This window comes from Kitasatospora sp. NPDC127121, from assembly GCF_042677305.1.
Classification (GTDB): Bacteria; Actinomycetota; Actinomycetes; order Streptomycetales; family Streptomycetaceae; genus Kitasatospora.
This window is the reverse complement of record NZ_JBHXTQ010000107.1, coordinates 1-23,362: the sequence shown is the minus strand read 5'-3', so window position 1 is coordinate 23,362 and position 23,362 is coordinate 1. Positions and strand designations below refer to the sequence as shown.

At 74.0% G+C, this 23,362-nt stretch carries 20 protein-coding genes and 1 tRNA gene; 16 read left to right on the top strand and 5 right to left on the bottom strand.

All coding sequences use genetic code 11. The annotated features are described in order from the left end of the window. Window positions 1–105: 105 nt before the first annotated feature. On the bottom strand, window positions 106–681 hold the full coding sequence (locus ACFVHI_RS34005) for a 5-formyltetrahydrofolate cyclo-ligase (protein WP_380345737.1): 576 nt from the start codon (window positions 679–681) through the stop codon (window positions 106–108). Between the two features lie 114 nt (window positions 682–795). Between ACFVHI_RS34005 and ACFVHI_RS34000 the strand changes: the two genes are divergently transcribed. From ACFVHI_RS34000 to ACFVHI_RS33965, 8 genes are all read left to right on the top strand, one after another. Beyond that, entirely contained in the window at window positions 796–1,707 is a 912-nt protein-coding gene (locus ACFVHI_RS34000; RefSeq protein ID WP_380345735.1) for a GGDEF domain-containing protein, read from the top strand. 50 nt (window positions 1,708–1,757) lie between these two features. Further along, window positions 1,758–2,678: a UTP--glucose-1-phosphate uridylyltransferase GalU gene (gene galU / locus ACFVHI_RS33995; RefSeq protein WP_063348081.1), complete on the top strand. Its 921-nt coding sequence runs from the start codon at window positions 1,758–1,760 to the stop codon at window positions 2,676–2,678. Between the two features lie 25 nt (window positions 2,679–2,703). Then, window positions 2,704–4,044 (top strand): gephyrin-like molybdotransferase Glp, encoded by a 1,341-nt coding sequence (gene glp / locus ACFVHI_RS33990; RefSeq protein WP_380345732.1) that lies wholly within the window; start codon window positions 2,704–2,706, stop codon window positions 4,042–4,044. A gap of 153 nt (window positions 4,045–4,197) precedes the next feature. Further along, complete coding sequence (gene moaC / locus ACFVHI_RS33985) at window positions 4,198–4,638, top strand: cyclic pyranopterin monophosphate synthase MoaC (protein WP_063351185.1); 441 nt, start codon at window positions 4,198–4,200, stop codon at window positions 4,636–4,638. A 37-nt stretch (window positions 4,639–4,675) separates the two neighbouring features. Then, window positions 4,676–5,179 (top strand): molybdenum cofactor biosynthesis protein B, encoded by a 504-nt coding sequence (locus ACFVHI_RS33980; RefSeq protein ID WP_063348079.1) that lies wholly within the window; start codon window positions 4,676–4,678, stop codon window positions 5,177–5,179. 38 nt (window positions 5,180–5,217) lie between these two features. Continuing rightward, complete coding sequence (locus tag ACFVHI_RS33975; protein WP_380345730.1) at window positions 5,218–5,802, top strand: GNAT family N-acetyltransferase; 585 nt, start codon at window positions 5,218–5,220, stop codon at window positions 5,800–5,802. 149 nt (window positions 5,803–5,951) lie between these two features. Beyond that, entirely contained in the window at window positions 5,952–7,082 is a 1,131-nt protein-coding gene (gene glpR, locus ACFVHI_RS33970; protein WP_380345728.1) for a gephyrin-like molybdotransferase receptor GlpR, read from the top strand. Window positions 7,083–7,164: 82 nt separating this feature from the next. Beyond that, window positions 7,165–7,238 (top strand) — tRNA-Ala (locus ACFVHI_RS33965). Between the two features lie 250 nt (window positions 7,239–7,488). Here ACFVHI_RS33965 and ACFVHI_RS33960 read toward each other — a convergent pair. Both ACFVHI_RS33960 and ACFVHI_RS33955 read right to left on the bottom strand, forming a co-directional pair. After that, on the bottom strand, window positions 7,489–8,388 hold the full coding sequence (locus ACFVHI_RS33960) for a peptidase (protein WP_380345726.1): 900 nt from the start codon (window positions 8,386–8,388) through the stop codon (window positions 7,489–7,491). A gap of 2 nt (window positions 8,389–8,390) precedes the next feature. Beyond that, complete coding sequence (locus ACFVHI_RS33955; RefSeq protein WP_380345724.1) at window positions 8,391–9,710, bottom strand: VWA domain-containing protein; 1,320 nt, start codon at window positions 9,708–9,710, stop codon at window positions 8,391–8,393. A gap of 186 nt (window positions 9,711–9,896) precedes the next feature. Here ACFVHI_RS33955 and ACFVHI_RS33950 point away from each other — a divergent pair, with 186 nt between their 5' ends. The 6 genes from ACFVHI_RS33950 (at window position 9,897) to ACFVHI_RS33925 (ending at window position 17,761) form a co-directional block, all read left to right on the top strand. Beyond that, window positions 9,897–10,745, top strand: coding sequence for an ATP-binding cassette domain-containing protein (locus ACFVHI_RS33950; protein WP_063348074.1), 849 nt, complete (start codon window positions 9,897–9,899; stop codon window positions 10,743–10,745). Continuing rightward, complete coding sequence (locus ACFVHI_RS33945) at window positions 10,742–11,425, top strand: ABC transporter (RefSeq protein ID WP_380345722.1); 684 nt, start codon at window positions 10,742–10,744, stop codon at window positions 11,423–11,425. The genes ACFVHI_RS33950 and ACFVHI_RS33945 overlap by 4 nt, the downstream gene beginning before the upstream one ends. Window positions 11,426–11,612: 187 nt before the next feature. Next, complete coding sequence (locus ACFVHI_RS33940) at window positions 11,613–12,977, top strand: FtsW/RodA/SpoVE family cell cycle protein (RefSeq protein WP_380345720.1); 1,365 nt, start codon at window positions 11,613–11,615, stop codon at window positions 12,975–12,977. Next, window positions 12,977–14,497, top strand: coding sequence for a penicillin-binding transpeptidase domain-containing protein (locus ACFVHI_RS33935; RefSeq protein WP_380345718.1), 1,521 nt, complete (start codon window positions 12,977–12,979; stop codon window positions 14,495–14,497). The genes ACFVHI_RS33940 and ACFVHI_RS33935 overlap by 1 nt, the downstream gene beginning before the upstream one ends. 170 nt (window positions 14,498–14,667) lie before the next feature. After that, window positions 14,668–16,227 carry an amino acid permease gene (locus tag ACFVHI_RS33930; RefSeq protein WP_380345716.1) on the top strand — a complete coding sequence of 520 codons (1,560 nt, stop codon included), beginning with the start codon at window positions 14,668–14,670 and terminating at the stop codon, window positions 16,225–16,227. A gap of 124 nt (window positions 16,228–16,351) precedes the next feature. Then, window positions 16,352–17,761: a glycosyltransferase 87 family protein gene (locus ACFVHI_RS33925; RefSeq protein WP_380345714.1), complete on the top strand. Its 1,410-nt coding sequence runs from the start codon at window positions 16,352–16,354 to the stop codon at window positions 17,759–17,761. A gap of 25 nt (window positions 17,762–17,786) precedes the next feature. Here the strand turns inward: ACFVHI_RS33925 and ACFVHI_RS33920 are convergent, their stop codons facing one another. Both ACFVHI_RS33920 and ACFVHI_RS33915 read right to left on the bottom strand, forming a co-directional pair. Then, the gene (locus ACFVHI_RS33920) at window positions 17,787–19,553 is read right to left on the bottom strand and encodes a penicillin-binding transpeptidase domain-containing protein (RefSeq protein WP_380345712.1); all 1,767 of its coding nucleotides are present in this window, start codon (window positions 19,551–19,553) and stop codon (window positions 17,787–17,789) included. Between the two features lie 174 nt (window positions 19,554–19,727). Further along, window positions 19,728–21,596, bottom strand: a complete 1,869-nt coding sequence (locus ACFVHI_RS33915) for a dolichyl-phosphate-mannose--protein mannosyltransferase (protein ID WP_079135665.1) — start codon at window positions 21,594–21,596, stop codon at window positions 19,728–19,730. Window positions 21,597–21,702: 106 nt separating this feature from the next. Between ACFVHI_RS33915 and rsmI the strand changes: the two genes are divergently transcribed. Both rsmI and ACFVHI_RS33905 read left to right on the top strand, forming a co-directional pair. After that, window positions 21,703–22,602 (top strand): 16S rRNA (cytidine(1402)-2'-O)-methyltransferase, encoded by a 900-nt coding sequence (rsmI, locus tag ACFVHI_RS33910; RefSeq protein ID WP_380345710.1) that lies wholly within the window; start codon window positions 21,703–21,705, stop codon window positions 22,600–22,602. A gap of 287 nt (window positions 22,603–22,889) precedes the next feature. After that, window positions 22,890–23,315 carry a hypothetical protein gene (locus ACFVHI_RS33905; protein ID WP_350877715.1) on the top strand — a complete coding sequence of 142 codons (426 nt, stop codon included), beginning with the start codon at window positions 22,890–22,892 and terminating at the stop codon, window positions 23,313–23,315. Window positions 23,316–23,362 lie beyond the last annotated feature (47 nt).

Genomic DNA, 23,362 nt, shown 5'->3' with positions numbered 1-23,362 from the left:
CCTCCCCCCGCGGGGGGCACCCCCGGAGTCCCCCCCGACGCACCCCCCGCGCCCCCCCCCCCCACGGCGCCTGCGCCGCCCCGCCGAGGGGGGCCCGCCGCCGTCTCACCCCAGCCTGCGCAGCCCGGTGGGCGTGACCGCCAGGTCCACCGGGCGGTCGTGTGGCTCGGCCGGCACCTCGTCCAGCAGCTCGTGCTCGTACAGCAGCACCGCCAGCACCGGCCGCGCGCCCGCCCGCCCCAGCCGGGCCAGCACCCGGTCGTAACTGCCGCCGCCGCGGCCCAGCCGCAGCCCCCGCCGGTCCACCGCCAGGCCCGGCAGCAGCACCACCGAGGCCTCCGTGACCGCCTCCGGGCCGAGCCTCGGGCCGACCGGCTCCAGCAGCCCGCGCCCGGCCGGGGCCAGCTCCTGCGGGCCCTGGTAGGCGGCCCAGTCCAGGTCGTTGTCGGGCAGCAGCACCGGCAGCAGGACCCGCACCCCGCGCGCCCGCAGCGCGTCCAGCAACGGCCTGGTCCCGGGCTCGGCGCCCACCGACACGTACGCGGCCACGGTGGTGCCCGGCGCCGCCAGCTCCCCGGCGTGCCCGGCCAGCGCGTGCGCGGCCTCCGCGCGCCCGTCGGCGGAGAGTGCGCGGCGCCGGGTCAACAGCCGTGTCCTCAGATCGCTCTTCTCGTTGTGCATCGGATCCTCCGCAACTCTGTGCCGTCGAGCTGTGCCGCCGACCGGTCTCGCCGACCGGTCCCGCCGGCCAGCGCCATCGACGCGCAGAGCCTGACATGCGAAAGGCCGCCGCGATTGTCCACCCCGCTGCTGGTCCAGGCCCTGGCCGTGCTCAGCGCCCCCGCGCTGGCCGGCGCCACCGTGCTCGGGCTGCGGCTGCGCCGGGGCGGCGCCGAAGCCGCCGCCCGGCAGGAGCAGCTGCGCGAGCGGATCGCCGAACTGGAGACCCACTGCGCCGACCTGGAGCGCACCGCCTCCTGCGACCCGCTCACCGGCGTGTGGAACTACCGCCACCTGCAGCTCACCCTGGACCGCGAGATCGAGCGCGCCCGCCGCGCCGAGCGGACCGACCAGCCCGAAGGACCACGCCCGCTGGCCGTGCTGCTGCTGGAGATCACCGGCTTCGACGCGGTCGTCGCCGAGCACGGCCGCGGCCGTGCCGGTGCGGTGCTGCGCGACCTCGCCCAGCGGCTGGCGATGGAGATCCGCCGCGCCGACACCCTCGGCCGCTACAGCGGCGAGGAGTTCCTGGTGGTGCTGCCGGACACCGGCGCCGAGGGCGCCGTGCAGGTCGCCGAGCGCCTGGTCTGGTCGGTCCGCCGGCACCTACTGCTCGACTGGTCCTCCGGCCCGCGCGAGTCCCGCCCGGCGCACGGCAACGGCCTCACCGCCGCCGTCGGCGTCGCCGTGCTGCCCGAGGACGGCACCCACGCCGCCGTGCTGCTGCGCGCCGCCGACCGCGCGCTCGCCGAGGCCAGGGCGGCCGGCGGTGACTGCTGGCGGGTCCGCCCGGGCCCCGGCGACCGGTCGGCGGCGCGGCCGGCCGCCCCGCCCGCCGCCGGTGCGCAGCCCAACGCGACTGCCGAGCGTGACCGTTCAAAAAAGCCGGGTAGTCTGTCGCCCTGTGCCGGCGGGGACCCCCTCGCCCAGCCGGTCAATTCCCATACGCCTGCCGCCGTGGCCGGGCCCCGCGACGTGCTGTCCTAGCCGTCGACCGCGCTCGGCCGGGCGAAAACGTGCCTGAGTAAGGTAAACGCATGACGACGACCAACTCCCGAATCCCGGTAACCAAGGCCGTGGTACCCGCGGCCGGACTGGGCACCCGCTTCCTCCCGGCAACCAAGGCCACTCCGAAGGAGATGCTGCCCGTCGTCGACAAGCCGGCCATCCAGTACGTCGTCGAGGAGGCCTCCTCCGCGGGGCTGTCCGACATACTGATGGTCACCGGCCGTAACAAGCGGGCCCTGGAGGACCACTTCGACCGCGCGTACGAGCTGGAGGAGCTGCTCGCCCGCAAGGGCGACGAGGACCGCCTGCGCCGGGTCCGCGAATCCGTCGAGCTGGCCAACATGCACTACGTCCGCCAGGGCGACCCGAAGGGCCTCGGCCACGCCGTCTCGGTCGCCGAGCAGCACGTGGCCGGCCAGCCCTTCGCCGTCCTCCTCGGCGACGACCTGATCGACCCGCGCGACCCGCTGCTCGCCCGCATGATCGAGGTCCAGCAGGAGCTCGGCGGCTCGGTCGTCGCCCTCATGGAGGTCGACCCCTCCCAGATCCACCTCTACGGCTGCGCCGCCGTCAAGGCGAACGGCTTCGGCGAGGACGTCTTCCAGGTGACCGACCTGGTCGAGAAGCCCGAGACGAACGAGGCCCCCTCGAACTACGCCGTCATCGGCCGCTACGTCCTCGACCCGCTGGTCTTCGACGTGCTGCGGGAGACCCCGCCCGGCCGCGGCGGCGAGATCCAGCTCACCGACGCCCTGCGCGAGCTGACCACCCGCGACCCGGAGGCCGGCGGCCAGGTCCACGGCGTGCTCTTCAAGGGCCGCCGCTACGACACCGGCGACCGCGCGGACTACCTGCGCGCTATCGTCCGACTGGCCTCCGAGCGCGAGGACCTCGGCCCGGAGTTCCGCTCCTGGCTGCGCGAGTTCGTCGCCTCCGAGCTGCAGGACTGACACGACGACAGAGAGCGAGCCGCCGATGACCGGGTCCACCCACCACACCACCGGATCCGCCGCAGCCTGCTGCGACGGATCCACGGACCCGGCACCGGCGGCCCCCCGCCTCTGGACGGTGGACGAACACCTCAGCGACGTCCTGGCCGCGGTCGGCCCGCTGCCCGCCATCGAGCTGCAACTGCTCGACGCCCAGGGCTGCCGGCTCGCCGAGGACGTCCTCGCCGGCGGCGACCTGCCGCCCTTCGACAACAGCTCGATGGACGGCTACGCCGTGCGCACCGCCGACACCGTCGGTGCCACCGACCCGTACCCCTCGGTGCTCGCCGTCGTCGGCGACATCGCGGCCGGCGCGGGCGAACTGCCCCGGGTCGGGCCCGGCCAGGCCGCCCGGATCATGACCGGCGCCCCCGTCCCGCCCGGCGCCCAGGCCGTCGCCCCGGTCGAATGGACCGACGGCGGCACCGGCACCGGCGTGCCCGCCGACGCGATGACCGCGCCCGTCGAGGACGAGGAGGTCCGCGTCCTGCGCCCGGTCGCCGAGGGCGCCCACATCCGCCGCCGCGGCAGCGACGTCGCGGCCGGCACCAAGGTCCTGGGGGCCGGCACCCGGCTCGGCCCCACCCAGCTCGGCCTGCTCGCCGCGATCGGCCGCGCCACCGTCACGGTCCGGCCGCGCCCCCGGGTCGTGGTGCTGTCCACCGGCAGCGAGCTGGTCCAGCCCGGCGAGCCGGTCGGCCCCGGGCAGATCTCCGACTCCAACAGCTTCACCCTCACCGCGGCCGCCCAGGACGCCGGCGCCATCGCCTACCGGGTCGGCGCCGTCCCGGACCAGGCCGACCGGCTGCGCGCCGTCCTGGAGGACCAGCTCGGCCGGGCCGACCTGATCGTCACCAGCGGCGGGGTCAGCGTCGGCGCGTACGACGTGGTCAAGGAGGTCTTCGAGTCCTACGGCGGTGTCGACTTCCGCAGGCTGCGGATGCAGCCCGGCAAGCCGCAGGGCTTCGGCCGGATCGGCGGCCCGGCCGGCGTGCCGCTGCTCGCCCTGCCCGGCAACCCGGTCAGCGCCTACATCTCCTTCGAGCTGTTCGTCCGCCCGGTCATCCGCACCATGCTCGGCGCCGCCGACGTCCACCGCCCGGTGGTCCGCGCGCTCTGCCCGGCGGCGCTGCGCTCCCCGGCCGGCCGCCGGCAGTTCCTGCGCGGCCGCTACTCGGCGGCGGACGGCACCGTCGAGCCGGTGGGCGGCGCCGAGTCGCACCTGGTCGGCGCCCTGGCCCGGGCGAACTGCCTGATCACCGTCCCCGAGGCCGTCACCGCCCTGCCCGCCGGCAGCGAGGTCGACGTGGTCCTGCTCGGTTCCTAGGACATGTCCCGCGGACCAGGCCCCTCCCACGGGGTGGGGCGGGGGAGCTGTACGGTAGCGCGGTATTCCACCTGCGCGCCCCTGGAGCCACCCGTGACGACACCTCCCCCCGGCGACCGCCTCACCCACGTCGACGACCAGGGCGCGGCCCGGATGGTCGACGTCTCCGAGAAGGCCGCCACCGCGCGCACCGCCGTCGCGGCCGGCCGGGTCCGGGTCTCCCCGAAGGTGGTCGAGCTGCTGCGCGGCGAGGGCGTGCCCAAGGGAGACGCCCTCGCGGTGGCCCGGATCGCCGGGATCATGGGCGCCAAGAAGACCCCCGACCTGGTCCCGCTCTGCCACCCCATCGCCGTCTCCGGCGTCACGGTGGACCTCACGGTCGCGGACGACGCCGTCGAGATCACCGCCACCGTGAGGACCGCCGACCGCACCGGCGTCGAGATGGAGGCGCTGACCGCCGTCGCGGTGGCCGGCCTCACCGTCATCGACATGGTCAAGGCCGTGGACAAGGGCGCCACCATCGAGTCCGTCCGGGTGCTCAGCAAGACCGGCGGCAAGAGCGGCGACTGGTTCGCGCCGGAGGCGGGCGAGTGAGCGGGCGGAACGGGTTCACCATCGAGGGGGCGGGCGCATGAGGGCGCTTGCGGTAACGGTCTCCAACCGGGCCTCGGCCGGCGTGTACGAGGACAGGGGCGGCCCGCTGCTGGTGGCCGGCCTGACCGCGATGGGCTTCACCGCCGACGGCCCCCGGGTCGTCCCGGACGGCGAGCCGGTGGAGGCCGTCCTGCGCGAGGCCGTCGCGGCCGGCTACGACGTCGTGCTCACCACCGGCGGCACCGGCATCTCGCCGATGGACCTCACCCCGGAGATGACCGCCCGGGTGATCGACCGGCAGGTCCCCGGCATCGCCGAGTCCATCCGCGCGTACGGCCGGGAGAAGGTTCCGACCTCGGCGCTCTCCCGCGGGCTGGCCGGGCTCGCCGGACGTACCTTGATCGTCAACCTGCCGGGCTCGACCGGCGGCGTCAAGGACGGCCTGGCCGTCCTCGAACCGCTGCTCGCCCACGCCGTCGACCAGCTCGGCGGCGGGGACCACCCCCGGCCGGACGCACCAGCTTCCGGGAGAGCGCACTGAACGCCGGCTGGCCGGTAGAACTCCACGAGGGGGAGGTCGTGCTGCGCCCGATCCGGGCCCGCGACCAGCGCGAGTGGCAGGAGGTCAGCCTCCGCAACCGGGACTGGCTGCGCCGCTGGGAGGCGACCGTCCCGCCCGGTCCGGCCGGGCAGGCCGCCGGGCCGCGCCCGACGTTCCGGCAGATGGTGCGCTTCCTGCGCGGTGAGGGCTCGGCCGGGCGGATGCTGCCCTTCGTCGTGCTCTACAAGGGCCAGCTGGTGGGCCAGCTGACCGTCGGCGGCATCACCTGGGGCTCGATGTGCTCGGCGAACGTCGGGTACTGGATCGACGAGGCGGTGGCCGGCCGGGGCATCATGCCGACGGCCGTGGCGCTTTCCGTCAACCACTGTTTCCGCACCCTCGGCCTGCACCGGATCGAGGTCTGCATCCGCCCGGAGAACGGCCCGAGCCGCCGGGTGGTGGAAAAGCTCGGCTTCCGCTCGGAGGGAATCCGCCCGCGCTATCTCCACATCGACGGCGCCTGGCAGGACCACCTGGTGTACGCGCTGACCGCCGAGGAGGTGCCGGAGGGGATGCTGGAACGCTGGCGGTCGATCAGTTCAGGTCACGAGTCAAGTAATTGAATATATGTTCGAATCAAATATCGATATGGCATCGCCGCGACGGCGGACTGGCACAAATACCGGCAAAATAGTCGGAGAATCAGCTTGATCACACGACACGCCGAGCCAAATTGCTGCCAGGCCTTCCCGGCGCCCGTACGGTGTGGGTCGTGAGCAGTAGCGGCCTTATCTACGCCGTCATCGTAGGGGCCTGGGCCGCCTATCTGGTGCCGATGTGGCTCCGCAGGCAGGACGAACTCAACGAGGCGCGCCCGACGGAGCGCTTCAGCACCGCCATCCGCCTGCTGGCCGGGCGTTCGGGGCTGGAGCGGCGGGCAGCCCGGGCCCTGGGCGACGAACCGCGTGACGACGAGCACAGCAGCGACGGCCCTCCCGGACGGGACGGGGCCGCCTCAGACGACCCCGCGGCGGACTCCGCGCCGCCCGCCGTGGAGCCCGAGTCCTCGGCCTCCGTCGAGCCTCCACCGGCGCCGGTGCCGGTGTCCGCGATCGCGCCCTCGCCCTCGCCCGAGCGGGGTGCCCGGGGAGAGCGTCCGGGCTCCGCGCCGCACGGCGGGGCGCAGCGCCGGGCCCGGCTGCTGGCCCGCCGGCGCCGGATGGTCACCGCCCTCTTCCTGGCCTTCGCGCTCGGCGCCGTGGTCGCGGCGGTGGCCGGACTGGCCTTCCTCTGGGTCCCGGCCGTCCCGGCGACCCTCCTCACCCTGTACATCGGCCACCTGCGCAAGCTGGAGCGCCAGCGCTACGAGGTGAAGCTCGACCGTGCCCGGGCCGCCCAGGCGGCCGAGCGGCTGCGCAAGCGCGAGCAGCAGCGCGCCGCGGCCCGGAGCGTCCCCGCCGAGGCCGTCGACACCCAGGCCCACACCCAGGTCCACACCCAGCCCCACGTCCGGGCCCACGCCCCGGCTCGTGCCCAGACCCCGGCCGCCGAGGGGCGGGCCGGACGCCGCCCGCACCTGCGGCTGGCCGCCGACCCCGGCGAGGCCGCCGTCTCCGCGCCGTCCGCCTCAGCGGTGGCCGAGGCGACCGAGCACGAGGAGTGGGTCGACGGCATGCGCGAGCGCGGCGCGGCCGGCCCGGACTCCTGGGAGCCGGTGCCCGTCCCGCTGCCGACGTACGTCACGGCGCCGGTCGCCCCCCGGGTCTCCCGCGGCCTCGACCTGACGGCCCCCGGCACCTGGACCGCGGGCCGCCCCGCCGAGTCCGCCCGCAACACCCCGCTGTTCGACCAGTACGCCGAACCGTCGGCCCCCGACGCCCGCCCCCGCGCGGCCAACGAGTGACCTCCCCGGCCCCCGGACCAGCACCGCATCCCCGGGGGTGGTCACGGACCCCCTCCGGAAGGTGCTAGAGTTTCTTCTCGTTGGGGCTGTGGCGCAGTCCGGTAGCGCACCTCGTTCGCATCGAGGGGGTCAGGGGTTCGAATCCCCTCAGCTCCACCCAACAGAAGCCCCGCCCGGTCGTCAGACCGGGCGGGGCTTCTGCGTTGTCCGGGGTCGATCCGGCGCGCGGGTGAGGGAGTTGGCCGTGTGACGACCGTCACGGCGGGGTGGGTCGGTGAACTGACGGTCGGTCGCGGAGGGGAGCGGGAGCCGGAGCAGGAGCGGAAACGGGAGTGGGAACGGGAGTGGGAACGGCCGAGGGCCGGCCGGGGGAATCCGGCCGGCCCTCGGGGTGGGGCGGGGTGGGTCAGGGGCGCTGGGAGCCGGCGTAGGGGCCGGGCTGGGGGGCGCCGGACTGCGGCGGGACGGCGCCGTAGCGGGGCGGGCGGTAGCCGCGCGGGTGCCTGGTCAGGTTGTAGCCCAGGACGCCCGCCAGGGCGGCCAGGGCGCCGCCGCCGATGGTCCAGTACCAGCGGCTGTTCCAGCCGGAGAACCAGCCGGTGTACCAGTGCTCCTCGGCCGCCACCGGGGCGGCCGCCTTCGCGGTGCTGGCGCCGCCGCCGGCCGGCGGGACCAGCGGGGCCTTGAGCTCGCCGCCCTCCGGCTGGGCGTTGTCCGCGTTGCCCTTGGCGCTGACGTGCAGCTGGACGGAGGTGGCCAGACCCAGGTCGGGCTGCGGGACGTCGCTGACCGAGAGCCGCACGTAGTAGGTGCCGGGCAGCGGGTCGCCGGACCACGGCTCGGCCCAGGAGCGGATCTCGCGCAGGGTGCAGCTCAGCGTGAGCGTGCCGGTGTTCTGGTCGCCGGTGGCGTTCTGGGTGCCGGCGGTGCAGGACTGGCGGCGGCGGAGCCCGTCGAAGACCTCGGCGGACCAGGTCTGCGGGCCGTGCCGGTCGGTCGCGGGGGCCAGGTTGACGGTCAGGCCGATCGTCGGGGTCTGGCCCTCGGAGGCGCCGAACGCCCAGTACAGGTAGTCACCGGTGGAGGCGGCGACGTTGGCGTCCTGGCCGGGGGAGAGGTTGGTCGCGGTCAGGAAGGAGGTGCCGGCCTTGGTGGCCGGGGCCGGGGTGCCGCTCGCGCTCGCCGAGGGCGAGGGGGAGGCGGCGGAGGCGGCCGGGGCGGCCAGCGCGAGGGCGGGCAGCAGGGCGAGGGCGGCGAGGGCGCCGCGAAGGGTCGTGCGCGTGGTCGATCGTGTGGTCGGTCGCATGGTCAGTTCTCCCGCCAGACAGAGATCCGCCAGCGGGCGATCCAGCCGAACACCAGGCCGAACAGCAGCCCGGCGAGGGTGAGGGTGAGCAGCAGGATCCAGCCGCGGCCCAGGCCCATCGCCGCACCCTCGGGGGCGGACGAGGCGGTGGCCAGGTCGACGGTCAGCTCCAGCGGCAGGCCGGGGTCGGCCTGGACGCCGGCCTGCGGGGCCAGCGAGTTGCTGACGACCAGGCAGACGGTGGTCTCCGGCTTGGCGCTCGACGAGGAGGTCGGGCCGGTGGTGATGTAGCCCTTGGAGTCGCTGGTGGACCAGCGCAGGCCGGTGGAGATCACGTCGGTGCGGCTGCTGCCGGCGTCGGTGCCGCGGACCAGCTCCTGGCCGGTCGCGCTGGTGGCCTGCAGCAGGACGCCGTAGTCCCGGGCCACCGCGCGGTCCAGGCCGACGCTGACCGAGGCGCGCAGCTCCTGGCCGGACTTGACCGGGACCTTGTAGACGCGGTGCTCGGAGAACTTCTCGCGGTCGCTGTACACGCCCGGGGCGAGCACCGGGGCGCTCTCGCACTTGTCGGCGCCGGAGGTCTTCACCGGGGTGACCGCGTAGGTGTCGTTGGAGCGGTCGACCAGCTGCTTCACCTTGTCGGTGAGCTGCTCCTGGGTGCGGACGTCGGTGTAGGTGCCGCCGGTCGCGTTGGCGATGCAGAGCAGCTGCTGGCGGGTCTTGTCGTCGTGGGCCAGGCCGAGGGTGTCGACGACCAGGTGGATGCCCTGGGAGGCGAGTTCACGGGCGACGTCGCAGGGGTCCGGCGGGGTGCAGGTGTCCTCGCCGTCGGTGATCAGCACCACCCGGCGGGTGGTCTCGCCCTTGCCGAGGTCCTGGGCCGCGCCGCGCAGGGCCAGGCCGATCGGGGTCCAGCCGGTGGGCCGCAGGGTGGCGATGGCGGTCTTGGCCTCGACCTTGTTGGTCTTGCCGACCGGGTACAGCTGCTTGGTGTCCTGGCAGCCCTGGGTCTTGTCGTTGCCGGGGTAGTTCGCGCCCAGGGTGCGGATGCCGAACTCGGTCTCCGCGGGCAGCGCGTCGATCACGTCGTTCAGCGACTGCTGGGCCACCGAGATCCGGCTCTTGCCCTGGATGTCCCGCTCGTTCATGGAGCCGCTGACGTCCAGGACGAGGTCGACCCTGGGGGCCTCCTTGGGCGCGGCGGCTCCGGCTGATGGTTCGTCGGCGTGGGCGGGCAGGCCGATGAGCAGCGAGGCGCCCGTTATCGCCAGGGCGCCCAGCAGGCTGCCGAGCCTGGTCTTTGGTCGTCGTCCGGTAGTCACCCGGCGATCCTAGGGATCATCAGTTCGCGATGGCCAAACGAGACCGGATCGTGCGCCACCCCGCCGCGGCGTGAACTCCGGTGCGTGGAAAGGCCGCCGGGGCTGCGAGGACTTACGTCCGCCCTACCCGGGCTGGATAGCCTTCCGTGCGGGTTTCGTGCGAGTCCGGGCGGGAGTGGGGGCGCGGTGGAGCTGACGGGGGTCGGCAAACGGTACGGGCGGCGCGGGCGGTGGGTCCTGTGCGGGGTCGATCTCGCGGTCGGGCCGGGGGAGTTGGTGCGGATCGCCGGGGCGAACGGGAGCGGCAAGTCGACGCTGCTCCGGCTGGCGGCCGGGATCGAGCGGCCGACCGCCGGGCGGGTGGCCCGCCCGGGCGGTGCCGCGTACGTGCCAGAACGCTTCCCGCCCGCGCTGCCGTTCGACGCCGCCTCGTACCTGCTGCGGGTGGGCCGGGTGCACGGGCTGTCGGCCGAGCGGGCGCGGCGGCGGGCCGGGGACTGGCTGGACCGCTTCGGCATCGCGGACCGGGCGGGCACGCCGCTGAGCCGGCTGTCGAAGGGCACCTGCCAGAAGGTCGCGGTCGCGCAGGCGCTGCTCGCGGAGGCCCCGGTCCTGCTGCTGGACGAGGCGTGGACCGGGCTCGACCCCGACGCCAGGGCGGTGCTGGACGAGGCGGCCGCCGAGCGGGCGGCGGACGGCGGGGCGGTGCTGTTCGTCGACCACGACCCGGCCCGGCTGGCCGGGCTGACCAGCGCCGCCTACCGGGTCGGCGCGGACGGCGCGCTGCGGCCCGCCGAGGAGGCGGGGCCCGCGCCGGACGGCGGCGGCCCGACGATGGAGGTCGAGGTGGACGTCCCGGACGGCACCCCGCTGCCGCCCCGGCTGCCCGGGGCGCCGCGGCTCACCCCGCTGGCCGGCACGGTCGTGCGGCTGACCGTGCCGGCCGCGCACACGGACGCGCTGCTGCGCCGGCTGCTGCTCGGCCGCCCGGTCGTCCGGGTGCTGGCGGTACGGCAGCGGGAGGGGCAGCGGTGAGGCAGCTCGGAGCGCTGACCCGGTACCACCTGGAACTGCTGGTGCGCTCGCACGCCTGGCTGCCGCCGTTCCTGGCGTACGCGCTGCTGCTGGTGGTGGGCGTGTCGGCGGGCAACCCGCTGCTGGGCGACCTCGGCTACGGCGCGGCCGTGCTGCTGCCGGTGAGCGCCTGGTACGTGCGCAGCGTGCTCGGGGCGGAGCCGCCGGCCTCGCGGGCCTGCCTGGTCGCGGCGGCGGGGCCGCTGCGGGTGCACCTGGGCGCGCTGATGGCGGCGCTGACGGCCGGGCTGGCGCTGGCGGCGGCCGAGGTGGCGGCGCTGTGGTGGCTGAGCGGGACGGTGGCCAACCCGGGGGTGGAGCGGCAGCCGCCGGCCGGACCGGCGCTGGCGGCCGGGGCGTCGGCCGCGGTGGTGTGCGTGCTGCTGGGGGTGGCGGCCGGGGCGCTGGCGAACCGGCCGGTGCTGGCGCGGCCGCAGTACGGCATCGCGGTGGCGCTGGTGCTGGCCGCGCTGGAGCTGGTGGCGCCGCTCTCGCCGGCCAACGCGGCGGTCCGCGGTTTGGTTTCCGCGGCCCGCACCGGCCGGGTCGCCGTGCCGTGGGCGGAACTGCCGCTCGCCGCCGTCCTGCTGGCCGCGGCGGCGGCCGGGGCGGCGGCGCTGGCCGGACGGCGGCCCGAGTGAGCGGAGGATTCACGCCAAGAGCGGACACACCGCAGCAAAAAGCCGATAAATATGGATAGTGCTCGTTAGGGTGACGAACCTGGGTGAACCGGCTTCGTGCCGCCGGTCCATCCCGATTGGCATCCCCCCGGAACAGCGCTCCGGCTCCCCGCGACCCCCAGGACGGTCCGTGGCGACACCCCCCGCCGTGACGAGAACCGCAGCCCGGCCGAGCCGGCCGGTGCCGACCAGGCGCACCACCGAGCTGCTGCTGGTCCTGGCCGCCGTGCTGATCGCCGTGTTCGGCTACGTCGAGGTCGGCGTCAACCTGGACGGCAGGGTGCCGGCCGGCGCGGCCGAGTACGGCGCCGCGCTCGGCGTGCTCGCCCTGCTGGCGCACGCCGTGGTCCGCCGGCGGGCCCGGTACGCGGACCCGCTGCTGCTGCCGATCGCGGTGCTGCTCAACGGGATCGGGCTGGTGGTGATCTACCGGCTGGACCGCGCCACCTCGGGCGCCGGCGCGGCCTCCACCCAACTGCTCTGGTCGAGCCTGGGGGTGGCGCTGTTCATCGCGGTCGTGCTGCTGGTGCGCGACCACCGGCGGCTGCAGCGGTACGCCTACCTCGGGGCGCTGGTGGCGCTGGTCCTGCTGGTGCTGCCGATCTTCTTCCCGCCGGTGTACGGCTCGCGGATCTGGATCGTCATCGGGCCGCTGTCCTTCCAGCCGGGGGAGTTCGCCAAGATCCTGCTGGCCGTCTTCTTCGCCGCCTACCTGGCGGTGCACCGGGACGCGCTGGCGCTCACCGGCCGCCGGGTCTGGCGCTGGCAGCTGCCGCGCGGCCGGGTGCTCGGGCCGGTGCTGCTGATCTGGGCGGCGTTCGTCGGCGTCCTGGTGCTGGAGACGGACCTCGGCACCTCGCTGCTGTTCTTCGGCCTGTTCGTGGTGATGCTGTACGTGGCCACCGCGCGCACCGGGTGGATCGTGATCGGGCTGGCCCTGGCGGCGGTCGGGGCGGCCACGGTGGGTTGGCTCTCGCCGCACGTGCACAGCCGGGTGACGGACTGGCTGGACCCGCTGGGCTCGATCGCGGCGGGCAAGGGCGCCAACCAGATCGCCCAGTCGCTGTTCGCCTTCGCCTGGGGCGGGGAACTGGGCACCGGGCTCGGCAACGGGCACTCGGTGCTGATCGGCTTCGCCGCCAAGTCGGACTTCATCCTCGCCACCATCGGCGAGGAACTCGGCCTGACCGGGCTCGTCGCGGTGTTCCTGCTGTACGCGCTGCTGATCTCCCGGGGGTTCCGGACGGGCATCGCGCTGCGCGACCCGTTCGGGCGGCTGCTGGCGATCGGGCTGGCCGCGATCGTCGGCCTCCAGGTTTTCGTGGTGGCCGGCGGGGTGCTCGACCTCATCCCGCTGACCGGGATGACGCTGCCGTTCGTCGCGCAGGGCGGCTCCTCGGTGGTCACCAACTGGATCATCGTGGCGTTGCTGGTGCGGATGAGCGACATCGCGCGCCGGCCGGCCCCGGCCCCGGTCCTGCCCGTGTCCGCGTCCGGGTCGGAGGAGGACTGATGGCGCGCACCCGCTCCCGTCCGCGCGCCCGGGGCAACGGGCCGCAGGGCCTGCCCGGCATCTCCGTCACCGGGCGCCGCGCGGGCGTCTTCTGCCTGCTGCTAGTCGCGGCGCTGTGCGTCCAGGCCACCCGGGTGCAGGTGTTCCAGGCCGAGGACCTCAACCACAACTCCGCCAACCAGCGGCTCACCATCGAGCGGTACTCGCAGCCGCGCGGCAACATCCGGGTCGGCGCGGACACCGTGACCGGCTCCGAGCCCACCGGCGGCCGGTACGACTACAAGCGCACCTACACCGACGGCCCGACGTACGCGGCCGTCACCGGCTTCGCCTCGCAGGCGTACGGCAACACCCAGCTGGAGGGGGTCGAGGACGACCTGCTGTCCGGGACGGACAGCAGACTGGCCGGCTGGGCGGTCTGGGACGCCGTCGCCCGCAGGCAGAACCCCGGCGGGGACGTCTACACCACCCTGAACCGGGCCGCCCAGGAGGCCGCGGTGCGCGGGCTCGGCAGCCAGAAGGGCGCGGTGGCCGCGATCGAGCCGGCCACCGGCCGGATCCTCGCCCTGGCCAGCACGCCGTCCTACGACCCGGGCAGCTTCGCCGGCTCCGCCGCGGCCGACCAGGCCGCCTGGAACCGGCTGCAGGCCGACACCGACCAGCCGATGCTCAACCGGGCGCTGCGCCAGACCTACCCGCCGGGCTCGACCTTCAAGGTGGTCACGGCGGCGGCCGCGCTCGCGGCCGGCGTGGTCACCGACCCCGATGCGCCGACCGACGCGCCGTTCCCGTACGTGCTGCCCGGGACGACCACGCCGCTGGTCAACGACACCTCGGCGTGCGACCGGCCCGGCCAGTCGCTGGACACCGCGATGGTCTACAGCTGCAACAGCGTGCTGGGCTACCTCGGGGTGCGGACCGGGCTGGGCCCGATGGTCGCGATGGCCGAGAACTTCGGCTTCAACGACGCCAGGCTGGACATGCCGGTGCGCCCGGCCCGGTCCAACTTCGACACCACGATGAACCAGTCGCAGGTGGCGCTCTCCTCGATCGGGCAGTTCGACACCGCGGCGACCCCGCTGGTGATGGCGATGGTCGCGGCCGGGATCGCCAACGACGGGACGGTGATGCGCCCACAGCTCGTGGACAAGCTGACGAAGGGCGACGGCACCGCGGTGCAGCTGATGAAACCCGCCGTGTACCGGCGGGCGACGACCCCGGCGGTGGCCGGGCAGGTGCAGAAGCTGATGACCGACGTGGTGGAGAACGGCACCGGCGGCAACGCCCGGATCGGCGGCGCGGTGGTCGGCGGGAAGACCGGCACCGCGCAGCACGGGGTGGACAACAGCGGGACGCCGTACGCCTGGTTCATCTCCTGGGCCAAGCCCGCCGGCTCGGACGCGGTGCCGCCGGTGGCGGTGGCCGTGGTGATCGCGGACAGTGACGCCACGGACGTCACCGGCGGCGGGCTGGCCGCGCCGATCGCCCGCTCGGTGATGCGGGCGGTGCTGGGCCGCTGAGCTGCTGCTTTAGCTGCTGGACGGCGAATCCGCCGTCTGCGAAGTGTCCGGTTTGTATAGGCTCATGCGCCAATTCGTACAATGCGCCGATCCGGACTGTTCGTTTGCGACACTGGTGCTTTCGCGGGGTACTGTCCCATCTTTGTTCGGTTGGTCCCCGATGACACCCCATGGCGCGTCGAGTGACCGGCCGCCAGGACACCCTCCCCCCGCCCAGAAGGACCGCAGTTGTGACCAGCAACTCTCTCGGTGCGCGTCTGCTGCGACGCAAGCCCGTCTCGTCCCTCATCGCCGAGAGCGAGGGCCAGGACGGCCTCCCGGCCGGTGCGCCCGAGGAGGGCGGACGCTCCGGCATCCACCTGCGCCGCACGATCGGCCTCTGGCAGCTGTCCTCGATCGGCATCGGCGCCACCATCGGCACCGGCATCTTCTTCGTGCTCAGCAGCGCGGTGCCCTCGGCCGGACCGGCCGTCATCCTGTCCTTCGTGCTCGCCGCGGTCACCGCCGGACTCACCGCGCTCTGCTACGCCGAGATGGCCTCCGCGATCCCGGTCTCCGGATCCTCGTACTCCTACGCCTACGCCACCCTCGGCGAGGGCGTCGCGTTCGGCGTCGGCATCTGCCTGCTGATGGAGTACGGCGTCTCCGCCTCCGCGATCGCGGTGAGCTGGGCCGAGTACCTGAACAAGTTCTTCGACCTGGCCTTCGGCTTCACCATCCCGGAGCAGCTGTCCGGCGCGCCCAACGACACCCACTGGTTCAACCTGCCGGCGCTGCTGCTGGTCGCGATGGTCTGCGTGCTGCTCACCCGCGGCGTCAGCGAGTCGGTGAAGGTCAACGCGGCCATGGTCGGGATCAAGATCCTGATCCTGCTGCTGTTCGTCGGCATCGCGCTCACCGGCTTCCACTCCGGCAACCTGACCCCGTTCATGCCGCTCGGCATCGGCGGCGTGCAGGTCGCCGCGTCCAGCATCTTCTTCTCCTTCATCGGCCTGGACGCCGTGTCCACCGCCGGTGAGGAGGTCAAGAACCCGCGCCGCACCCTGCCGCTGGCGATCATCATCTCGCTGGTCGTGGTGACCCTGCTCTACATCCTGGTCGCCCTCGCCGGCATCGGCGCCCAGCCGTGGCAGAAGTTCGAGGGCCAGGAGGCCGGCCTCGCCCAGATCCTCCAGGACATCACCGGCCAGACCTGGCCCTCGATCGTCTTCGCGATCGGCGCGATCATCTCGATCTTCAGCATCACCCTCGTGGTGATCTACGGCCAGACCCGCATCCTGTACTCCATGGGCCGCGACGGCATGCTGCCCAAGCGCTTCGCCGAACTCTCCCCGCGCACCGGCACCCCGGTCTGGAACACCCTCGTGGTGGGCCTCGGCGTCGGCGCGCTGGCCGCCTTCGTCCCGCTGAAGGAGCTGGCCGACATCACCAGCCTCGGGACGCTCATCGCCTTCTCGGTCGTCTCGATCGGCGTGATCATCCTGCGCCGCACCCAGCCCGACCTGCCGCGTGGCTTCAAGGTCCCCGGCTACCCGGTCGTCCCGCTGCTCAGCGTCGCCTTCTGCGCCTACCTGATCACCGGCCTGCACGCGGACACCTTCCGGGCCGGCGCGATCGCCCTCGCCGTCGCCGTGGTCGTCTACTTCGGCTACAGCATCAAGCACTCCAAGCTGGAACAGCAGGCACAGGCCGCCGCGGCGGACAGCTCCACCGGCCACCGCAACAGCTGAGCCGGAAGAATCCGGACATGAGGGGCCGCCGACCACGACACTCGGCGGCCCCCCTCATGCCGCCTCCCGCCACGTGCCCCACGCCATGGCGACAGGGCCCGGCCACCACCCATAACCTTCCACCATGGTGAGCACCCGCACGCCCGGCTTCTCCCGCCCGCGCGGCCGCTTCACCGGCCGCAGCAGAACGCCGGCCCCGCCGACCCCCGCCGCAGCGCCGTCCGGACCAGGACGACCGCCCCTCGGCTTCTCCAGTCGGCCGTTCCCCCGCCAGCGTGGCGAGAGCACGTTCCCACCCACGCCCGATCGGCTGAATCCCGCCCGACTCGCCTCGATGCGCACCGTCCAACTGCTCGGCTGCCTGATCGCGGCCGGCTGGGCGGCCGCCTTCCCGCTCGTCTCCGACCTGCCCAACCAGCGGATGTGGGGTTTCATCGCGGCCCCCGCCTACGTCCTGGCCGGGCTGCTCTGCCTCACCCTGCCGCGCCGCTACGCGGCCCGCGCCGCCGCCGTGGTCGCCCTCGCCGGGGCCGTCCTCGCGCCGCTCGCCCTGCTCGCCGTGCAGGGCCGCCACCAGTCCGAGGTGATGGTGGTCGAACGCTCGGCCCACCTGCTGCTCACCACCGGCAGCCCGTACCTGTCGCACCCGGTGGTCGTCACCGACTACAACCCGTACCTGCCGGCCATGACCCTGTTCGGGATGCCGCGCCAACTGCTGGGCGACGGCTCCGACCTCGCCCAGGTCGCCGGGGACGCCCGGATCTGGTTCGCGCTGGCCTTCGTGGTCTGCCTGCTGGCCAGCTGGCGGCTGCTGCGGCCCACCCGCGAGCGCGCGCCGCTGCTGCCGCTCGCCGTGCTCACCGCCTCGCCGCTGATCTCGCTCGCCCTCGTCGTCGGCGGGGTGGACCTGCCGCTGATCGGCCTCTGCTGCCTCGCCATGGCACTCGCCGAGCGGGACCGTACCGTCGGCGCCGGCCTGGTGCTCGCCCTCGCCTGCACCCTCAAGTGGACGGCCTGGCCGGCGCTGCCGGTCGCCGCCCTGCTGCTGTGGCGCCTGTACGGCCGCCGGCCCGCCGCCCGGACCACCCTGATCGCGCTCGGCACCGGCCTGGCCGTGCTCCTGCCCTCCGTGCTGACCCGGGCGGACGCGCTGCGCGAGCAGGTGGTGCGCTTCCCGCTCGGGCTCACCGCCATCCGCACCCCGGCTGGCAGCCCGCTGCCCGGCAAGGTGCTGGCCGGCTTCGGGCCGACCGGGCACTCCGTCTCGCTGGCGCTGATGACCATGGGCGGGATCGGGGTGGCCATCTGGCTGCTCGCCCGGCCGCCGGTGTCCGCGATCGCGGCCGCCGACCTGCTGGCCGCCGGGCTGGCGATCGCGTTCATGCTCGCCCCGGCCGGGCGGTTCGGCTACCTCGCCCTGCCGGTGGTCCTGGTGATCTGGCCGCGGCTGGCGGCCCGGCGCTGGAGCAGCCGGCGCCCGATCCCGCCGCACCGGCTCCCGGGCAGACCGGAGCCCGCCCTGCCACGGGGCTGAGCGGGCTCCGTCCGGACGGGTTGTTCTAGCGGCCCGCGGCCTTGAGCAGCGAGGCGACGGCCGGGCCGGCCGCGTCGACGCCGTGGCCGCCGCCCTGCACCTCGGCGGCGACCGCGATGTTGCCGCGGAAGGCGGTGAACCAGCTGTTGGTGGTGGACGCGCCGGCGACCTCGGCGGAGCCGGTCTTGGCACCCGCATTGTCGGTGATCCCGGCCATCACGTCCTTGGCCGTGCCGCCGGTGGCGGTGGCGTTCATCATTGCGCGCAGCTTGCCCGCGACGTCCGGCGCGATCTGGCGGGCCGCCGCCTGCTGCGGCAGGCCGGGGACCAGGATCGGCTGCTTGAACGCGCCGCTCTGGACGGTCGCGGTGATCGAGGCGATGGCCAGCGGGTTCATCTGGACCTTGCCCTGGCCGATGTAGTTCATGGCCTGCTCGTCCTTGCTGCCCGGCGTCGGCGGCACCTTGCCGTCGGTGTTCGGCAGGCCGGTCTTCCACTCCAGGCCGATGCCGAACACGTCCTTGGCCGTGCTGGACAGCGTCTCGGGCTTGAGGCTGGTCAGGCCCTGGTTGATGAAGGCCGTGTTGCAGGACATCATGAAGTCCTGCTGGAGCGTGTTGTTGGGGAAGGCGCCCGGGAAGTCGTTCGGGATCGCGACCGGGTTGCTGCTCTTCTCCGGGCAGGCCACCACGGTGTCCGGGTTGACCCCGGCCTCCAGCAGCGCCGTCGAGGTGACGATCTTCATCGTCGAGCCGGGCGCGAGTAGGCCGGTGAAGGCCCGGTTCTGACCGTTGGCCGGCGCGTTCGCGAAGGCCAGCACCTGGCCGGTGCTCGGCTCGATCGCGGCGACGGATCCGGACTTGCCGCCCAGATCCGTCATCGCCTTCTCGGCCGCCGCCTGGATGGTGTTGTCGATGGTCACCTTGAACGGCTTGCCGGGCTTGGGCTCGACGATGGTGAACAGCTTGTCCGCGGCACCCTTGCCGGCCGGGTCGCTGATCACCACCGCGCTGCCCGCGTCCTGGTCCTTGTTCGGGTCCGGCGGCAGCAGCTTGTGGGCGTTGTCCTGGAGGGTGGACAGCAGCGCCGGGGTGAGCGATGCGCCCTGCAGCGGCTTGCCGTTGCGGTCCACCACGGTGGACGGTGGGGCGAAGACCTGCTGGGTGGCGATCGTCTCGTTGCCGGACAGGTGCGGGTGGATCACCGTCGGCGCCCAGTGCACGGCCGGGGTGTTGTCGCTCATCTTCACGACGTTCAGGAAGCCGTTGTAGTCCCAGACCCGGTTGGTGCCGGCGAACTCGGCGCGCGCCTTGAAGCCCATCAGCACACCGGCGGGGCCGGCCGAGGCGGAGGCCGACGGCGAGTCGGTGGCACCCGGGGTCGCGCCCGCCGACGGCGTGGCCGAGGCTCCGGCGGAGGGCTTGGCCGGCGCGGGGGTGCCGGTGGCCGAGGCGAAGGCCTGCGGGGTGGCCGGGCCGGCCGGGGCCAGGGTCAGCGCGCTCGGCTTGACCTGGTCGCGGAACGCCGTCAGCGCGGTGGTGGCCGCGGCCGGGTCGTCCGTCAGCGCGGCCGCCTTGTCCAGCTCGCCGGCGGCCCAGGCCGCCAGGAAGTCCTTCGCACCGTTGGTCGCCTGCTCGGCCGAGGGCGGCTCGGCGACCACCGTGCGGGGCTTCTTCGCCGAGGACGATCCGGAGTCCGAGCCGCCCATCAGGCTGTACGCCCCGTAGCCACCGCCTGCGAGCACGGCGACGGAGACGCCGGTGATGATGCCGATCTTCGCGCCTCTGCGCATGGTGCTGTTCCCCCAAGGGTCTGCCGGACGGGCGCAACCGACCGGGGCCGGACACGCTGTTCCCCCCACCCTAGGCAGCGCCGATCGGTGCGCCGACGAAATGCCCGCGAGTTGTGACGGATCTGGTACGTGTCGTGCACCGCATACGGACGATTCAGGGAACAGCGGTGTCGATCAGATCCAGCTGTTGAACCACATCCGCTGGCGCCAGTCGTCCATCGGAATCGTCTGCCCGGTGAACAGCGGGAAGAAGAAGAGGAAGTTCCACACGATCAGCAGCACCAGCAGCCCGGCCGCCGCCGAACCGATGATCCGGCGGTCCCGGGAGGCGCCCGGCGGCCCGATCAGCGCACCGACCAGCATGGTCACCGCGAGCACCAGGAATGGGACGAACACCACCGCGTAGAAGAGGAAGATCGTCCGCTGCTGGTAGGCGAACCACGGCAGGTAGCCGGCGGCCAGGCCGCACAGCACCGCTCCGGCCCGCCAGTCCCGCCGCGCCACCCAGCGCCACAGGCAGTACACCAGCGCCACCACGGCCGCCCACCACAGCAGCGGGGTGCCGATGCCCAGCACCTCGCGGGCGCACTCGGCGGCCGTGCAGCCGCTCTGGCCCTGCTTGGGGGACTCGTAGAAGAACGAGACCGGCCGGCCCAGCACCAGCCAGGACCACGGGTTCGACTGGTAGGTGTGCGGGTCGCTCAGATGGGTGTGGAAGTCGTAGACCGTCGAGTGGTAGTGCCACAGGGCGCGCAGCCCCTCGGGTATCCACGGGTAGTCCGTCGAGCGGCCGACCGCCCAGTCCCGGCCCCAGCCGCCCTTGCCCGGCACGTTGCTGCTGGCGAACCAGCCCCACCAGGACGTGACGTAGACGACCAGCGACACCACCACGACCGACACGAAGGCCGGCACCACGTCCCGGGCGAGCGTCGCCAGGTACGGGCGCGGGGCCCCGGCCAGGCGGCGGGCGCCGACGTCCCACAGGACCGTCATCACGCCGAAGGCCGCCGCCACGTACAGGCCGCTCCACTTGGTGGCGCAGGTCAGGCCGACGCAGACGCCGGCCGCGATCCGGTACGGGCGCCAGCCCAGGTTCGCCCGCTGCGCCAGCACCGCGTCCGCCACCCCGCCGAGCCGGTCGGCCAGCCGGGCCCGGGTGCGGTCGCGGTCCAGCAGCAGGAAACCGAAGGCGGCGAGGATCCAGAACATCACCACCAGGTCCAGCAGCGCGGCGCGGCTGAGCACCAGGTGCAGGCCGTCCACCGAGAGCAGCAGGCCGGCCACGCAGCCCAGCAGGGTCGAGCGGAACAGCCGGCGGGCGATCCTGGCCACCATCAGCACCGACAGCGTGCCGAGCAGGGCCACCGCGAACCGCCAGCCGAAGGGGTTCATGCCGAACAGCATCTCGCCGGCGCCGATGATCCACTTGCCCACCGGCGGATGGACCACGTAGGACGCCGTCGAGCGGTACGGCACGGCCGCGCCGGGCGTCATGATCTGCTCGTTGGCGCCGTCCGGCCAGTTGATCTCGTAGCCGCCGTGCCAGAGCGCGTAGGCGTCCTTGGCGTAGTACGTCTCGTCGAAGATGATCGCGTGCGGCTGGCCGAGGTTGGTGAAGCGCAGGATCCCGGCGAACACCGCCACCGCGATCGGGCCCAGCCAGCCGGACCAGCGGCACAGCCACGACCACACGGCCGGCGGCACGGACACGCCCAGCCGCAGCAGCAGCGGCGACGGGGGCACCACCGCCGGGGTCACCCCGGGGCCGTCCGGCATCGGCGGGGCCAGGCGCTCGGCCAGCGGGGCCACCGGGCGGCCGGCGTAGCCGAACCCGGCCAGCCGCTCGCGCCAGCTCCGCGCGGCGCTGCCGGCTTGATCGGGGCTGCCGGGTTGGTCGGGTCGGTCGTGCTGCGCGGGGCTCCCGGCCTGGTCGGCGGGCCGCGGAGCCGGGACGGCGGAGGACGGCAGGCCGGCCACGTCGCCGCCATCCTGCGCGGTGTGGTCTGTACCAGTGGGCGTGCGAGCCGCCGTGTCGCCGTTCATCCGCCACATCGTAGGGGCGGTTCTCGCACACGTGACCGCTCCCTCGGAAGCTGCCCGAATCGTCACCAAAAGCCCCCGGGCCGCGGTAGCTGCAAGGATGGGGCCCGTGACAGGAGTACTCGTTCTCGCAGGCACCCCCATCGGCGACGTCTCGGACGCCCCGCCCCGGCTGCTCACCGAACTGGCCACGGCGGACGTGATCGCGGCCGAGGACACCCGGCGGCTGCGCCGGCTCACCCAGGCGCTCGGGGTGACCCCGGCCGGGCGGGTGGTCTCCTACTTCGAGGGCAACGAGGTCGGCCGCACCCCCGAACTGGTCGAGGCACTGCTCGGCGGCGCCCGGGTGCTGCTGGTCACCGACGCCGGCATGCCGTCCGTCTCCGACCCCGGCTACCGGCTGGTCGCCGCCGCCGTCGAGGCCGACGTCAAGGTCACCGCGGTGCCCGGGCCGTCCGCCGTGCTCACCGCGCTCGCGCTGTCCGGCCTGCCCGTCGACCGCTTCACCTTCGAGGGCTTCCTGCCGCGCAAGACCGGCGACCGGGCCCGGCAGCTCGCCTCGATCGCGGCCGAGCCGCGCACCATGGTCTTCTTCGAGGCGCCGCACCGGATCGCCGAGGCGCTCGCCGCGATGGCCGAGGCGTTCGGCGCCGACCGGCCCGCCGCCGTCTGCCGCGAGCTCACCAAGACGTACGAGGAGGTGAAGCGCGGGCCCCTCGGCGACTTGGCGGCCTGGGCCGCCGAAGGCGTCAGGGGCGAGATCACCGTCGTCGTCGCGGGCGCCCCGCCGGCGGCGCCGCAGGAGCTCACCCCCGCCGAGCTGGCCCGGCTGGTGGCCGTCCGGGAGGAGGCCGGGGAGCGCCGCAAGGAGGCCATCGCGGCCGTCGCGGCGGAGCTCGCGCTGCCGAAGCGGGAGGTGTTCGACGCGGTGGTGGCGGCCAAGAACGAGGCGAAGAACGAGGCCGGGGGCGGAGCCGCGAAGGGGGCCGGGAACGGGGCCGGGAAGTAGCGCCGGAAGCGGGCCCGGCGGCGGCCGGGACGGGGCCCTGAAAGAGGGGTGAATTCCGGGGGTTGCGTGACTCCGGGGGAGTCGTACCTTTGAGGGAAGGCCCCGGTAAACGCCCACGGAGCTGAAGATTCGGTCGCGGTTTCCGGAACGATCCAGGCCTTTCGTATAGGAGTTCCCAACCCGCGTCCAACTCTTCACAAGCAGGGCATCGGCCGAGGCCGTCAGGGCATTTCCTGGAATGGAAAGACCCAGCCGGGCGAGCGCCCGGCGGGCGCTGGGAGACGGCTATGAGCGAGATGATCGGTAGCCCCCTCGGTGGCAACGCGCTGAGCGCCCCCGGCCTGGCCGGACGGCCGCACACTCCCGTCGAGACCGTGCGGGAGGCCTACTCCTTCGCCTGCCTGCGATGCGGGTACGGCTGGGAGCAGGCGTACGACATCGAGCACCACGCCGGCAAGGACGGGCACGTCGTGTTCGAATACCACGCCAACGGTGTCCGGGTACCGTCCCCGCTGCTCAAGCCGACCTGCCCGGGGTGTGGCGGACACACCGTCCGGATCATGCGCGAGGGCCGGGTCGCCACCGCCGACCAGTCCTGGCACCACGCTCCCGGCTACCCGGCGCACGCCGAGCCGGCCGGGGCGCCCCCGGTGTCCGACCCCGTGAAGCCGCGCGGACGCTGGGCCCGGTTCTGGTCGCGGCTGCTGGGCTGACCGCCGACACCGGGAGCGCACGCGGGGGCGCACCGGGGGCCCGCCCC

Excerpts from the sequence above, each read along its gene's own strand:
- glp (WP_380345732.1), top strand. The coding sequence starts at position 2,704 with ATGACCGGGTCCACCCACCACACCACCGGATCCGCCGCAGCCTGCTGC.
- galU (WP_063348081.1), top strand. The coding sequence starts at position 1,758 with ATGACGACGACCAACTCCCGAATCCCGGTAACCAAGGCCGTGGTACCC.
- ACFVHI_RS34005 (WP_380345737.1), bottom strand. The coding sequence starts at position 681 with ATGCACAACGAGAAGAGCGATCTGAGGACACGGCTGTTGACCCGGCGC.
- ACFVHI_RS33960 (WP_380345726.1), bottom strand. The coding sequence starts at position 8,388 with ATGCGACCGACCACACGATCGACCACGCGCACGACCCTTCGCGGCGCC.
- ACFVHI_RS33920 (WP_380345712.1), bottom strand. The coding sequence starts at position 19,553 with ATGCGCAGAGGCGCGAAGATCGGCATCATCACCGGCGTCTCCGTCGCC.
- ACFVHI_RS33980 (WP_063348079.1), top strand. The coding sequence starts at position 4,676 with ATGAGGGCGCTTGCGGTAACGGTCTCCAACCGGGCCTCGGCCGGCGTG.
- ACFVHI_RS33930 (WP_380345716.1), top strand. The coding sequence starts at position 14,668 with ATGGCGCGTCGAGTGACCGGCCGCCAGGACACCCTCCCCCCGCCCAGA.
- ACFVHI_RS33905 (WP_350877715.1), top strand. The coding sequence starts at position 22,890 with ATGAGCGAGATGATCGGTAGCCCCCTCGGTGGCAACGCGCTGAGCGCC.
- ACFVHI_RS33915 (WP_079135665.1), bottom strand. The coding sequence starts at position 21,596 with ATGAACGGCGACACGGCGGCTCGCACGCCCACTGGTACAGACCACACC.
- moaC (WP_063351185.1), top strand. The coding sequence starts at position 4,198 with ATGGTCGACGTCTCCGAGAAGGCCGCCACCGCGCGCACCGCCGTCGCG.
- ACFVHI_RS33935 (WP_380345718.1), top strand. The coding sequence starts at position 12,977 with ATGGCGCGCACCCGCTCCCGTCCGCGCGCCCGGGGCAACGGGCCGCAG.
- ACFVHI_RS33925 (WP_380345714.1), top strand. The coding sequence starts at position 16,352 with ATGGTGAGCACCCGCACGCCCGGCTTCTCCCGCCCGCGCGGCCGCTTC.